This is a genomic window from Fluviispira sanaruensis, assembly GCF_004295685.1.
GTDB lineage: Bacteria > Bdellovibrionota_B > Oligoflexia > Silvanigrellales > Silvanigrellaceae > Silvanigrella > Silvanigrella sanaruensis.
On the sequence record NZ_AP019368.1, the window covers coordinates 1,332,996 to 1,346,393 of the forward strand.

Below are 13,398 nucleotides of genomic sequence, written 5' to 3' on the forward strand. Positions count from 1 at the left end.
TCAAATGAAATATATAGGCAAGAGATTATTGTTATTATTTATTATTTTGGAAATGATTGTCGGGGAGGAAGTTTTCAGATATATTGAAAGTGTTAGTTACAGTATTGATTTCAAGTATTTGTGCAAACTTAGCACTCAAACCAATCCACCGTTCAATGGCAGGTTTTACCATTCCAACCAGCACATGACAGGCCTCTTTACCATGCTCGTGAACTGCAAGAAGTGTAGCATCTTCAATATGATTTGCGATTTTATCGAGTTCTCTTAAACAGCGTTCTGCTTCGGGCTCTAGTTGTTCAGGATCTTTATTTAATAGATAAATCGGCCTCGCTGCAAGCGTGAGAAATAAATTACAATCACTCAATAATGTTTCAAGGCTTTTTTCATAATTTTTGCCAGGATCCCATAACTTTAAAGTCACAACTTTTAAATCAAAAACGAGAAGTCCAGCCATATCAAGGGCAACTTGTAAGCTTTCAAACGAAAGTTGTTCAGCTGTATCTAAACGAGCATCTACTTTATCATCGCTCTCAAGTTTAAGTCTAAGGAATTCAGGATTATCAATATCAATTGAAGAGTTATTTATGCTGATAGAAGTGAGAGCACTGTTGTTATTGAGTGCAATATTTTCAAGTCTTTTCATTAAAATTGCTAATGTATCTATACTTTGAAGGGGTGGCACTCTCTTTCCATTCACTCTAACGTCTGCCATTTTTAACTCCTTTTACGAATGACATTTTTTAATTTACGTAATACTTAAGCAGGTTTTTTCTGTTGTTCAATTTTCTGAATTTGGGCAATAAGTGAATGAGCTCTGCTGTTCATTGGGTCGAGTGCAAGAATATTTTCCATAAGTTGAAGAGCAATGTCTTGCTTACCTGTCTTGTAAGTAATTGTTCCGAGTGTGTAAATCATGTTGACATCATGAGGATGTAAGCTGATATATCGGATCAAAACTCTTTCAGCATCGGCAAACTCATTCATTTCGAATGACAATTTCACTAAATTATAAATAGCCACAGTATTGTCTGCTTTTAAATGACATGCTCTGACTGTCCATGACAGAGCTTCTTTAAACTCATTTAAACCTTCAAATGAGAGCCCTAAGCCTAAGCTTGCCATGTCATCATTTGGTGCTAAGCTCACCGCCTTTTGGAATTGTGGAACGGCGATATTATAATTATTCCGTTGTAAAGCAACCGTACCTAAGCCGATATAGCATTTTGCACAATAGGGATCGAGTTCGAGAGCTTTTGTATAGTTTGCGACGCCGTTGTCAAGATCTCCAAGTTTTGTAAAGCAATCTCCAATGAGGCGGAATAAATTTGCCTGCTGTACAACGGATAAAGAGCTTTTTTGAAATGCTTGGGAAATAAGATTTATAGCGTCGATATATTGTTTAGCAATAACCATTTCTTCAATTTGTTCTATCAATTTAGATGCACTTTCTGTATCGCTTACAGCAATATTTACAATCAAAGATTTAAATACTTCAGATATTTCGTTGATATTTTTTTCAAAAGGAAATTCATTAGCAATCGCTTTTTTTATAGCACCTTTTACGTTTGTTACTTTATCTTGTTTTTCAATTGTTTCTTGCATGAGGCGTGCTAAAGAATGAATGCTCCCAGAAGAATACGTTTTATAAAAACGACTTATCCACTCTCCAATCCAATTGTGACCATTAGAAATCGTCATAATTTCTGAGGAAAGTGCACACATGACATCATACGTGCTATCGAGACATTTGAGAGGGTTCCCATTTACGGGTGCAATTGGTCCATGAATGACAGCATCACACACAGAAATTATCGATGAAAATTGATTTCCCGCAATTTCTTTTAAATCATCGCCATTGGGATTTAAAAAATAGACATGATCATCTAAGCTCATTTCAACGACACTTTGTCTTATATCTGCACCCGCAGAGCCCGTTCCGCAAAAACAAAGACGCGCATTGCCTTGGAAAGTGGGATTGCTTTGTAATAAATTTTTAAAGGCAAAAACAGAGTCAAGTGCCCCTGACTCTATTTCGAGCGGTCCTAAATGAAAAAAGATAAAATCTGTTTCAGGCAAGCCCAGGGCACTGCGCAATTCAATGCGCCTTATACTCGAGATTTCTGAGGAATATCTTTTTGTATTGATTGTCCTTGCTACGCGGCGAATACGCTGTGCGCTTATTTCTTCTAAATATGACCATGTGGCTCCATCTTTATCAAAGCAAAGGATCAGATCTGCATTTTTTAAAATTTCTTTGCGCACAGTTTTTTCTCTTGCAATATTTGGCAGAGGTGAGCCATTTGGTGAGCGGGTGCCAACATTTGCATGCGGAGGTCTTGGAGCATTTTGCCAAATAATAAGGCGTGCTTGATTGATTCTTTTTGCTTTTGCAGCTTGATAACTTGCAAGAGAATTTTCACCAAGAGAAATAATTAAAGAATATTGTTCTAATTCTTTTTCAAGACCAGATAAAAAAGTTTTATTTTCTGGCATCGAATCCATAGTGTAACATGTTAAATATATAGGTGTATTTGATAAATGCAGCATTTTGGCAAAATGAGTAAATGCTCTGCTTTCGCTGTGATTTGTATAAAGTGCACCTTCAATTCCAAGTTTTATCGCACAGGAATTCCAAATTTCAAGCTCGCAAGGGTGAGGAAGTTGAGGTGCAACAAATGCAATTCTTTTTGCCCCACTTAAAATATGTGCAGCATGTATTTGTTGCATATCTGCAAGCTCTTTTCCTCCATTCCCTTCAATAATTTGGGCGAGGTCAGAAAAACTTTTATTCTTTGCATCCTTGAGTATATTTTCAAGGGAGCTGGTGGTTTTCATAATTCGTTATCCTCCCGAAGATATATGAGAATGCGCATATGCATGTGTTGCTTTACGTAACGATTGTAAACGAATCAATTCAACGGAATAATCTTCTAAAATTTGCTTTAAAATTAATTTAAAATTTTCGTCATGAAAAAATAAAAAATCTTTTAAAAAATTAAAGTTATTTTTTGAATCCACTTCTTTCTTTAGGCTTTGCGCATAAGAAGAAACTAAAGCTTGTCTTTTTATCATGAATATTTTTGTTACGTTATTTAATTCATTTTCACTGAGCAATGTGCTTTTATTATCTATGGTTAAATTAAAAAATAAATTATTATGTAGTTTAATCCATTTGTTGTAAAAAATATAAAAATCTTTTTTTAAAGGAGTATTTGAAAATCGATGCGAAAGCTTAGCAATCAGGCCTTCGTAACTTTCAAGGGCTGAATATGAGGGCTTTTCCACCTTTCTGATTCCTTTTTAAAGAAAATTTTTAAATGTGTCTTGATCAAAGTTTATGAGATAGCTCTTGCATTAATCAATTATTTAGGTGTGTTGCTTTTTTGGCAAAAGGACTGTAGTTTTTGCTGGTAAGCAGAATTTTTCTATTCTGCCAATTTAGGAGACTTTACAAGTGATAAATCAATTAAAAGGTACAACAATTAAAGTTGACGATGGGCAAGTCACACTTACAGATTATATGGGAAGTGATTTGTCAGTTGTGAATGCTGCGCGTGTCAGTTTCGGAAAACACAAATCGGAAATGGATGATAAAGATGTAAAACTCATCAATTATTTAGGTGCTCATAAACATATGAGTCCATTTCGGCATGTTATTTTTACGTTTACGCTCGAAGGTGTTTCTGAAGTTGTCTGTCGTCAACTTTATAAACACCAAGTAGGTTGCGCATATACAAGTGGTGAATTTAAAGAAGCTGCTACAACTTGGAATGAAATATCAGGTCGTTATGTAAAGCTTGAGCCTGAGTTCCATGTGCCTGCAAATTTCCGAAAACAGAGCAAGAGCAATAAACAGGCATCCGTTGAAGGCGAAAATGTTGAAACCGAAGACGCTGTACGGGCTATTTACCTCGATGCTATGGAACACAGTTTTGCTGCTTATAAGAAATTACTCGATCTCGGTGTCTGTGGTGAACAAGCGCGCATGGTTATGCCTCTCAGTTTCAAAAACTCGCTTATTTGGACAGCTTCACTCGAAGCAACGATCAATTTTATTAAATTGCGTGACCATGAAGGTGCTCAACTTGAAATTCGTAATCTAGCTCGTGCCATCAAGAAATTAATTGAACCTATTTGCCCTCACTCCATTGAAGCCCTTCTTAAATCCAGCAAATAATAAAAACATCCTTTAGCAGTGAAAATTTTATCCGATATGCAAAATGTACCCAGTGTGCAATTTGCATCGGTACATATTTACTCGTCTGGCCAAGGATGGCCGCACTCATTCCAGTAGCTTTGGAATGCTGTGAGTTTCATGGAGGAAACAAGCTATGGGTTTGCGTATACAAACCAATATTCAGTCTCTCAATTCTCAGCGTACTTTGAGAATTTCGACACAGGCGAATGATGAGTCCATCGAAAAGGTGAGCTCAGGTTATCGCATCAATAAAGCGTCTGATGACGCAGCTGGTCTTGCAATCAGTGAAAAATTGAAAGCAGACATCCGTGGTCTTAATATGGCAAGACGTAACGCCAGCGACGGTATTTCACTTCTTCAAACTGCCGAAGGTGGTATGAATGAAATCGGAAATATGCTGACTCGTTTGCGCGAACTTGCTGTGCAAGGTGCTTCTGATACCGTTGGTAATAAAGAACGTAGCTTTATTCATAAAGAATTCAATGCACTCAAAGACGAAGTCGATCGTATTACGAATTCTACAGAATTTAATGGAACGATGCTTTTGACAGGAACATCTGAAGGTCTACCTGAGGCATTGACATCAAAATCAAACCCACCGCCACTGGAAATTCAAGTTGGTAAAAACTGGTTTAAAGAAACTGACGGACCGGAAGCAGATGGTGAGTTTGGTCGTAACCCTGTTGATATTATTCGACTTAACTTCCAAAATATCAATACGAGCACAGTAGGTCTTGAACTTGGCCGTGCCAGTGAAGAGTCTATGGAATCGACAGGTGTTTATATGGCGGAAGGAGGCCTTACGGATTCAAAATTGCGTGCGCAACTTTCAATCAATAAACTCGACAATGCCATTTCAAAAGTTGCTGAATTCCGTGCGGAAATGGGTGCGTACCAAAACCGTTTAGGCTCAACCATTGCCAACTTGTCCGTGCAAACGGAAAACTATGCAGCTGCGAATAGCCGTATCCGTGATACTGACTTTGCAGAAGAAACAGCTAAATTGGCGCAGTCAAATATATTGAAACAAGGTGGTGTTGCTGTGCTTGCACAAGCAAACCAAAGCCCTGGGGCAGCTCTTCGTTTATTAGGTTAATCCTTGTTTATTTATTTAAATTTAGCCACAGAGAATGTCTTTTTATTTAAGATAATCTCTGTGTTTCTTTATTGAGGTAATGAAAATATTTCAATTGCTTCTTTATTTTGTATGTCAATTTTAAATTCAATGGCAATTTGATTGTGTTCGGTAAGAAATACAGAAATAGGATCTGCCACTACAAATGAATCTACGATATTATACATAATAATTTCTTCATTTGCGACTGCTGGAGTAAAAATGGGATAAATAAAATCAATCACATTTTTTGTTTTTAATTTACCTGTGTTGAAATGGGTGATTCTATTTTTCAACAAACCTGCTTTTAAATTGTATACAATTGAAGGTTTTGCAATAATCCCAACATCATCTGTATCTAAACTTAATTTTTCGAGGGAATTTATCAATTGTTCCACAGATGAGATTGGTGTTACTGGAATTCGGGCAAGTCGGGCAAGATCATAACAAGCTAAGCCAATACTATCTGCTGCGAGTGATAATATAACGTCTCTTTTTTCTGAGAGGAATTTATCGTCTAAAATAACATTTTGTCCGCCATTTATGAGCATGTAGGTTCGTTTAGCTAAATTTTTTAGATGCGTTTGATTGGGTGGAATAATTTCATCTTTTGGTGCTTCGTCTAAATTATAGGCAATCGGGTATAGATGTTTCGAATCGAGATAGTGATATTGATTTATTCCAATTAGTGAAACCACATGGATTGGGCTTCTCTGCATGAGGGTCTTATATATTTTTGTAGGGGCTGTCAGATTTAATGGCATATTTAACACACTCCTCTGGAGCATAAAGGGCTTTATCAATCAGATTTAAATATTGACAATCAGTGTGGCTCTAAAAATTCAGTTAAAATTTTAGGTGACTTGAAAAGAGTATCAATATCTTAAAAAAATTGTAACAAACCAAAGCTAAAGCCAAAAGTATGAAAGGGTGTCAGAGTGTAAGCATAATCGAGACGGATCGCCACACGATTGATTTTCATTGGGAGGAAACGGATACCTATTCCAATACTCGAAGCTGTTTGTGGAGATACAAGGTTTGCGATTGAATTTGTCGCACTGCCGAAATCAGTAAAGAGTGCATGCTGGAGTGTGAGATACTCTCCTACGTAACTGGGTATACGGAGTTCAAAATTTCCATACCAAGCGAATTTTCCAGAAAATTCGTTGTCGTAAAAACCTCTGATTTTATCTAGACCGCCTAAAAAATATTGTTGAGAAAGCACATCGCTGGAAGTCATACTAAAATTTGCTCTGAGGGCAAAATAAGATAGCCTAGGTAAAGGAATATCAAAAAGTCCAAGAGGAATATGCGGACTAAACAGGAGCACTGTGTTATTTAAGGAGGTATAATTATCATCAGGATTTGTATACGCATTTGCTGTTGAGTCTAAGATAGAAACAAAATTAACTCCATTGCTTAAAATTCCATCGTAATTTATAGAGCCGAGTGTGATTCGTGCTTCTGCGGCGAGCGACGAGGTTGAGTTTGGCAATTTAAAATTATTTTTTATATTGGTATTTATTTCTGTATCATTCAACCCAACTGTATCGATATTATAATCATAAAAGATAAACCCGCCACCTAAAAATAAGTTTTCGCTCAATTTCACATCTGCGTATGAGGTCAGCATATTTCTTTTGCTGGAAAAGGAACCTGAAACAGTTCTATTTTTATCGTATGTATTGTAAATGTCGTGCTGTTTTGCTCCATTGATGACGAGATTTACTGGACCACCTAAAACACTTGGGTTTCTGAAAAAAATAAAAGTTGAGCAGTTATCGTTTTTACATCCGTAAGTAAAATTAAAGGTATAAAGTCTACCTAAAAAATTGGTATCATATAATCCAACTACGAGATATGAGCTTCCACCACCTGAACCTGTGAGAAAATAAGGTAACAGAGTCCATTTTTCGTCTACTTCGATTTTAATATAAATATTATCTACATCTTTATTTAATTGATAAAATTTAATATCAATTTTTAAAAAAATTTGTAAATTTTTCAAATTTTGCACTGTGCTTGCTAAATTTTTGAGACTAAATTTTGAATTTTCTTTTAAAGTAATTTGTTCTAAAATGATATCATCACCGGTTTGGGTGTTGCCATATATTTCAATACTTTTGATTAATAAATTAACCGCCTGATCTGCTCGGATTTCTTTTCCAAATTTATTTGGATCTAAGTCTTGTGCATATATGTTATTAATTTTTAAAAAAAAATAGGAAAATATAACAATAATAAAAAGGAAAATTTTAATTTTTTTAAATCCGAAGCACTGATTTATGAGCACGCTTTTCTTTTCCTAGTAAAAATTATAAATCTTTATTTTTTTAAAAAACTCATAACTGCTTCTTCCGTGTTTTTGATGATCTCATCGTAGTTAAATACACCTTCATCAAAAAGCCATTGTAATGAGATTCCATCAATTAATGCAATAATGATTGTTGCATATTGTAACGCATCCCCTTTTCGAAAAAGGTCTTGATTTATCCCTTGTTGTATAATACCCGCGATAGCAGCTCTGAATTTTGAATAATGACTTGCGATTTCTTGGCGAACTTTCTCTTTTTGATCGATTTGTGTCCAAAAATCCATATTAATTCGATAATATTCCCGCTTATTTTGAACAATGCTTGAGCACATCCAAATGACATTGGAAAGTTTTGCGATGGGATCGGTGTTTAAATCTCCTGCAAGCAAAAGATTTTCAATATCGACGCTCACATAATCTAAGACCGTCATCATAAGATCTTCTTTATTTAAGAAATAATAATGAATAATACCTTTTGAGACATCTGCAACACGAGCAACGTCTTGCATAGAAAAATTACTGTAACCATAACGAGTGATACATTCGATTGTCGCATTTATAATTTGAGTTTTTCTTTCTGAAGCAAGGTCGGAACGGCTCATAATTTATATTCCTGTATAGTGACGTCAAATTCATATCTAGGAAGGAACTGTTATCCCTTCTGAAACACAAACAGCTTAAGATCTAAGTGCTATGAGTCAAGAGAATATCAAACAAACAGTGATTAAGAGGGAGTTAACAACTGCCACATGTATGATTTGCTTCAAATTATGCAGCAGGATGGATACCTGTCTTCTGTAGAGTTATTGGCTCTCAGGAAGACATGCAAGGAATTGGGTGAAAATCCTGTCAGGATGTTGCGTTCTCTGAATATTGCATCCCCAGAGCAGATTCAAGATTATTTGCAAAGATATTTTGGAGTCGGTGCGCTAGGGAAGCAAGCTTTAAAAATGTTGGATGAAACTTACCAGTCTTTTGTACCTGTGGATATTGCTATTCATTATAGTTGTTTTGGCTTAGGTGAAGATTCGAACGTTCTCTATGTGGCAATGGAAGATCCATCGGATCGAGGCATAGTCAATCAATTGAGATTTTTTTTAAATAAAAGAATAGTTGGAGTTTCTGCGACTGTTTTTCAACTTGCAGAAGGATTATCTAAAATATATAAAGTACATAAATCTGCTTTGAATTTAACAACTATCTTAGAAAATACACGAGGGGTTATCGCAGGAATTCGTTATGAAGTTCCTCATAAAGTAGAAGCAATTAGTATCGATGATGATTTTGTCAGTTCAAATCTAAAAGATTCAGATTCACAAGATGATGAACCAGTTGTCGCTAAAAAGAGCGCAAAACAGCCAGATAAAGTAATTGGAAGTGAAGCACCCGAAGCTGAGGCGGAAGCGAAAGAAAGCAACTCAGGGGCTGAGCCTTCCGCAGAAATATCTGTCGCTTCTGAAGGCAGTGAAGCAGATAAAATGCCATCTGTCGGATTTATAGATGGCAGTAGCGGGGAAGTGGATAATGCAGCATTGACAGAAGAGAATCCGAGTGCGGAAGTTGCTGCTGGAGAAACAGAAACTCCTATGGAAGCGAGTGCTGGCGAAGAGACTCCAATTGTAGAAGAAGCACCGCAAGAAATAGCAGAAGATGCGCCGATTGCCGATGATGCGCCAATGGAAGCGAGTGCTGGCGAAGAGACTCCAATTGCAGAAGAAGCACCGCAAGAAATAGCAGAAGATGCGCCGATTGCCGATGATGCGCCAATGGAAGCGAGTGCTGGCGAAGAGACCCCAATTGCAGAAGAAGCACCGCAAGAGATAGCAGAAGATGCGCCGATTGCCGATGATGCGCCAATGGAAGCGAGTGCTGGCGAAGAGACCCCAATTGCAGAAGAAGCACCGCAAGAAATAGCAGAAGATGCGCCAATGGAAGCGAGTGCTGGCGAAGAGACTCCAATTGCAGAAGAAGCACCGCAAGAAATAGCAGAAGATGCGCCAATGGAAGCGAGTGCTGGAGATGAGACTCCAATTGCAGAAGAAGCACCGCAAGAAATAGCAGAAGATTCACCGCAAGAAATAGCAGAAGATTCACCGCAGGAGATAGCAGAAGATTCACCGCAGGAGATAGCAGCGAAAGATGAACCCGTAGACATAGACTCGATGGAGGAGCCGCAAGAACTCGATCTCGAGGCTGCGGATGATATCTTAGCGGATGATGTTGAAATGGAAAGCGAAGAATACGCACCACATGAAAAGACTTTTGAAACACCTACGGAATCCATGACAGTTCAATTGTCATCGCTTGCAAGTTCTGCATTGGTTAAATTGTCTTTAATAGATGACAAAGATCAAGCTGTCGAAATGATAAATTCTTTATTAAAGCCTTTTAATACTTCAGTTACTTTATTTGATGCAGAAAAATATTTGATTGAGGGTGAAGATTTTTCTGTGGAAGGAGATCTGACTTCTGAAATTAGAGCAGAAGGAAATTCAGTTGCTTTTGCCATTGAGCCAATTTTAAAACGCGTTCTAAAAATGAAAGATGAATTGTAAATATTGTTCATTGTTACTTTATACGTGAGGTGTTTTGTGGAAAATGATACCAACTCATCAAGTGTAAGATTCTCAGCGACAGATTGTATGGCATCTATGTTGAATGCACAAAGGCAATTGATGATTGCAGTGCGTCGATTGAATGAACTTGTGGCATTTTCTCAAAGCACAGATATAGAAGCAAATCGCCAATTTTTACTAGCTTTGCAAGGTCAGTTTCGTAAGATCAGTGACAACGTTTCTAACGTAACGGAAAATTTAGGTAACTTATTAGAATTTAGAAAAGCAAAAGATCGAGAAATTCAGCGTGCTTCATTTAATTTAGACAGCACTCGCCAAGCTATCGGTGAAAGCATTGTTACTTTAAATGTAACTTCTGATTATATCAGGGAGAGTATTGTCATGAGCAGGCATTCTCTTGCTGAAACACGTAAAACTGCAGATAGAAGCCGTGCGTGGGGGCGGTTGGGTTCGGATCTTTTGCATGATTTTAATACTTTTCAAGATCAAATGGAAGAACTCACTGAAGTCATAAAAAGTTGGGATGAATTGATGAATAAAACACAGTCGTTGCAAAACGAAGTGTTTCAACATTCGCAAACGACACGTGAAGCTATCCAGGGCGTAACGATGGGAATGATCGGCGGCCGCGATCGGATGAATGCCGTGCAAGAAAAAATCTCTATTTTAGCAAATCGTGTGGCTGACATTGGCAGTATTATCGAAGTCATTGACGATATTTCAGAACAAACAAATTTACTTGCTTTGAATGCGAGTATTGAAGCCGCACGTGCTGGGGATCAGGGAAAAGGCTTCGCGGTTGTGGCAGACGATATTCGAAAATTAGCGGAGAGATCCTCTACTGCGACAAGAGATATTTATGATCGTATTGAAGCTATTCAAGAAGAAACCTCAGGTGCAATGAGTGCCATTCGAGAAGGTCATGCGGTCATAGAAGCGGGGGTTAAAAAAGCTGCAACCGCGGATGAACTGTTAAAAGATTTGCGCGAAAAAATTGGTCAATTGTCACGCCAAGCTATTGGGCTTGATGATCAGCTGGGTACAGCAAAAAATCTCTCGGAAGGCAATAAAACCCGAACACGCGAAATGTTCAGAAGCATTCGTAAAATTTCAGACACTGCAACTTTTGCCCGAGATTTGGTGACGCAGGTCGAGACCAGCTTAACTGGAATCGTTGCTGCAGGAACGAGCAGCTTAGCGGCCATTCAGCTTGAAATCAAAAAATTGGTAGAAAATATTAATAGTTTAGAGCAGGCACAGAGTGTTGCGAGGCAAGTGCACGATTGGGTGCATCATGTGGCAGTTGCGTTAGGTGAAGCTAAATCAGACTCTGAAGTTGCTGCAAGTCAGTGCTCAAGTGGTTTGCATCAAGTTGAGCTTTCCTTTAAACACCTTGATACGGATCGTTCTGCTTTGGAATCTATGCAAAATGTGGGTAAAGATATTTCGAGTTGCGTAGACAAAGTAATATTGGCTAGTGAATATTTAAAAAATATGCTGGCAAATGGTGTTACCTTACAAATTGGCTCTCCTGGGCAGGTTTTGATTCTTAAAGACGACGGTAAATTTTCCGAGACAGATAGCAGCGTATCTCCTTTAGCAAAAGATGGAAGTGGAACTGACGAAAATGCAAAGGATGCAACTTGATCTATGGGGATTCGAATCACAGGCAATGGAACGCTTGAAAACAATTTAGCGAAAGCGCAAAAAGATGTTGATAACAGTCTTGAACGGTTATCAAGTGGCGTTCGCTTCACTCGCAACGCTCCTCTCCCTGTTGAAAGAGCTCAATCCGACGCTCTTATGTCCAAAATGAAAGAAATAAATAGCTATAAGCAAAATGTGAATGAAGGTTTAAGTTTTACTGAAACAGCAGATTCCGCTCTGAGTCAATTGACCAATTCAACGATTCATTTAAAAGAGCTCGTTGCTCAATCCCTAAATCCATCGCTTTCTGATAAAGAAAGACAGTTTATTTTTATTGAATATCAAGCACATTTCGATGATATGGATCGAACAGCTGCGACAACATCGTATGGTGGAAGAAATGTCCTGGATCACACTGATTCCGTTGATGTTTCAGGAGTGGGCTCATCTTCCAATGCAAAATCTTTTTGGGCAAGGGTTGGGGGGCCTGTTATCGCCGATGGGAAAGATTTGAATAAAATCGGCATTGAGAAATTAGATGAAATAAATGCAAGACCGAAAGACCTAGGGCTTATCTCTGCTGAGCATCTTGCGAATTCACGTGAGGGTGTATCGCTTGATGAAGTGATGGATACTTTTGGTTCAAGTGCTGAAAGTATAGGTTCGAGTTTCGACGAAGCACAAATGAAATTATCTGATTATCGCTCATCTTTTGGAGCTGCAACTTCAAGATTGACAAGTGCAAAGAATTCATTGGATGTAGCGTATGAAAACGTTGCAGCTGCAAATTCTCGTATTCGTGATGTGGATTATGCGACAGAGTCAACAAACTTAGCGCGCGCAAAAATTCTTGTGCAAGCTGGGACAAGTCTTCTTGCACAAAGTAACAATTCGCAAAATGTATTAACTTTAATCAAAGGTCTTGATCGCAATAGTTGATTATTGAATATTTACATATCTAGCATCAAAATAAATTTCATTGTCTTCTTCTGGAATAATTTGAACAACAGGTAAATAATGTATTTCATTCTTTTGTATAGCAAAAGAATTGTGTATTTTTGCAAATACTTTAACAGCAGCTCTTGCAATAGCATAATATCCATCAGCCGATGTAAAAAATTCGCTTATTGAAAGGTTTTTAAATTTGAACTTTCCAGCGCATTTATTTATATGAAATAAACTTAGTTTAATATATCCATCTTCAATTTTTAAATTTTTGATCGTTAAGTAAGTATTTGTTTCTCGATTTAATATTTGTTTGCATTCCTCATTGAGACAAAGTTGTAACCAATATCCTTGAATAAAAATAGTTACCGTTGTATTTGGAGAGTAAAGCTTGCTGAACTCATTTTTTGATAAACGTGCTAGTAAATGACTAAACTTACCTTTTTTATCGAATGCAGATTCCACCTTTGTGCCTTGAAAGAGTTCAGAGGCAATTTCAGAAGGAGTTTTTGTCAAATAATAATTTGTTTTCATTTTTACCTCATTTATTAAGATTTAAAAGATTTCATTGGTTAAGTTCTCAGTATATCTATGACGATCTTTA

Annotated in this window: 12 protein-coding genes; 5 read left to right on the forward strand and 7 right to left on the reverse strand. The window is 37.3% G+C overall.

The window, feature by feature from the left end:
- Nucleotides 1–34: 34 nt before the first annotated feature.
- The 3 genes from EZS29_RS05750 to EZS29_RS05760 are packed head-to-tail and all read right to left on the reverse strand — an operon-like array spanning nucleotide 35 to nucleotide 3,285.
- Entirely contained in the window at nucleotides 35–712 is a 678-nt protein-coding gene (locus tag EZS29_RS05750; protein ID WP_130607469.1) for a hypothetical protein, read from the reverse strand.
- A 44-nt stretch (nucleotides 713–756) separates the two neighbouring features.
- Nucleotides 757–2,835: a tetratricopeptide repeat protein gene (locus EZS29_RS05755; protein WP_130607471.1), complete on the reverse strand. Its 2,079-nt coding sequence runs from the start codon at nucleotides 2,833–2,835 to the stop codon at nucleotides 757–759.
- 6 nt (nucleotides 2,836–2,841) lie between these two features.
- On the reverse strand, nucleotides 2,842–3,285 hold the full coding sequence (locus EZS29_RS05760; protein ID WP_130607473.1) for a hypothetical protein: 444 nt from the start codon (nucleotides 3,283–3,285) through the stop codon (nucleotides 2,842–2,844).
- 169 nt (nucleotides 3,286–3,454) lie between these two features.
- Between EZS29_RS05760 and thyX the strand changes: the two genes are divergently transcribed.
- Nucleotides 3,455–4,177 (forward strand): FAD-dependent thymidylate synthase, encoded by a 723-nt coding sequence (thyX, locus tag EZS29_RS05765; protein ID WP_216678723.1) that lies wholly within the window; start codon nucleotides 3,455–3,457, stop codon nucleotides 4,175–4,177.
- A 154-nt stretch (nucleotides 4,178–4,331) separates the two neighbouring features.
- On the forward strand, nucleotides 4,332–5,294 hold the full coding sequence (locus EZS29_RS05770; RefSeq protein ID WP_130607475.1) for a flagellin N-terminal helical domain-containing protein: 963 nt from the start codon (nucleotides 4,332–4,334) through the stop codon (nucleotides 5,292–5,294).
- A gap of 68 nt (nucleotides 5,295–5,362) precedes the next feature.
- Here EZS29_RS05770 and EZS29_RS05775 read toward each other — a convergent pair whose 3' ends face one another.
- The 3 genes from EZS29_RS05775 to EZS29_RS05785 form a co-directional block, all read right to left on the reverse strand.
- Nucleotides 5,363–6,076, reverse strand: a complete 714-nt coding sequence (locus tag EZS29_RS05775; RefSeq protein WP_130607477.1) for a hypothetical protein — start codon at nucleotides 6,074–6,076, stop codon at nucleotides 5,363–5,365.
- A gap of 119 nt (nucleotides 6,077–6,195) precedes the next feature.
- A complete protein-coding gene (locus EZS29_RS05780) occupies nucleotides 6,196–7,605 on the reverse strand; it encodes a POTRA domain-containing protein (RefSeq protein WP_130607479.1) in 1,410 nt (469 codons plus the stop codon).
- A 32-nt stretch (nucleotides 7,606–7,637) separates the two neighbouring features.
- Nucleotides 7,638–8,228 (reverse strand): TetR/AcrR family transcriptional regulator, encoded by a 591-nt coding sequence (locus EZS29_RS05785; protein WP_130607481.1) that lies wholly within the window; start codon nucleotides 8,226–8,228, stop codon nucleotides 7,638–7,640.
- Between the two features lie 147 nt (nucleotides 8,229–8,375).
- Here EZS29_RS05785 and EZS29_RS05790 point away from each other — a divergent pair, with 147 nt between their 5' ends.
- Genes EZS29_RS05790 through EZS29_RS05800 form a run of 3 tightly spaced genes read left to right on the forward strand, consistent with a single transcriptional unit; the run spans nucleotide 8,376 to nucleotide 12,788 of the window.
- A complete protein-coding gene (locus EZS29_RS05790) occupies nucleotides 8,376–10,181 on the forward strand; it encodes a GspE/PulE/PilB domain-containing protein (RefSeq protein ID WP_130607483.1) in 1,806 nt (601 codons plus the stop codon).
- Nucleotides 10,182–10,217: 36 nt separating this feature from the next.
- Nucleotides 10,218–11,849: a methyl-accepting chemotaxis protein gene (locus EZS29_RS05795; RefSeq protein WP_130607485.1), complete on the forward strand. Its 1,632-nt coding sequence runs from the start codon at nucleotides 10,218–10,220 to the stop codon at nucleotides 11,847–11,849.
- A gap of 3 nt (nucleotides 11,850–11,852) precedes the next feature.
- Nucleotides 11,853–12,788, forward strand: coding sequence for a flagellin (locus tag EZS29_RS05800; RefSeq protein ID WP_130607487.1), 936 nt, complete (start codon nucleotides 11,853–11,855; stop codon nucleotides 12,786–12,788).
- On the opposite strand, the gene EZS29_RS05805 is transcribed toward EZS29_RS05800, so the two are convergent.
- Nucleotides 12,789–13,328 carry a hypothetical protein gene (locus EZS29_RS05805; protein WP_130607489.1) on the reverse strand — a complete coding sequence of 180 codons (540 nt, stop codon included), beginning with the start codon at nucleotides 13,326–13,328 and terminating at the stop codon, nucleotides 12,789–12,791.
- Nucleotides 13,329–13,398: the final 70 nt, after the last annotated feature.

Bases quoted from the DNA above. Each gene is read 5' to 3' on its own strand.
- EZS29_RS05750 (WP_130607469.1), bottom strand. From the start codon at position 712: ATGGCAGACGTTAGAGTGAATGGAAAGAGAGTGCCACCCCTTCAAAGT.
- EZS29_RS05755 (WP_130607471.1), bottom strand. From the start codon at position 2,835: ATGAAAACCACCAGCTCCCTTGAAAATATACTCAAGGATGCAAAGAAT.
- EZS29_RS05770 (WP_130607475.1), top strand. From the start codon at position 4,332: ATGGGTTTGCGTATACAAACCAATATTCAGTCTCTCAATTCTCAGCGT.
- EZS29_RS05775 (WP_130607477.1), bottom strand. From the start codon at position 6,076: ATGCCATTAAATCTGACAGCCCCTACAAAAATATATAAGACCCTCATG.
- EZS29_RS05785 (WP_130607481.1), bottom strand. From the start codon at position 8,228: ATGAGCCGTTCCGACCTTGCTTCAGAAAGAAAAACTCAAATTATAAAT.
- EZS29_RS05790 (WP_130607483.1), top strand. From the start codon at position 8,376: ATGTATGATTTGCTTCAAATTATGCAGCAGGATGGATACCTGTCTTCT.
- EZS29_RS05800 (WP_130607487.1), top strand. From the start codon at position 11,853: ATGGGGATTCGAATCACAGGCAATGGAACGCTTGAAAACAATTTAGCG.
- EZS29_RS05805 (WP_130607489.1), bottom strand. From the start codon at position 13,328: ATGAAAACAAATTATTATTTGACAAAAACTCCTTCTGAAATTGCCTCT.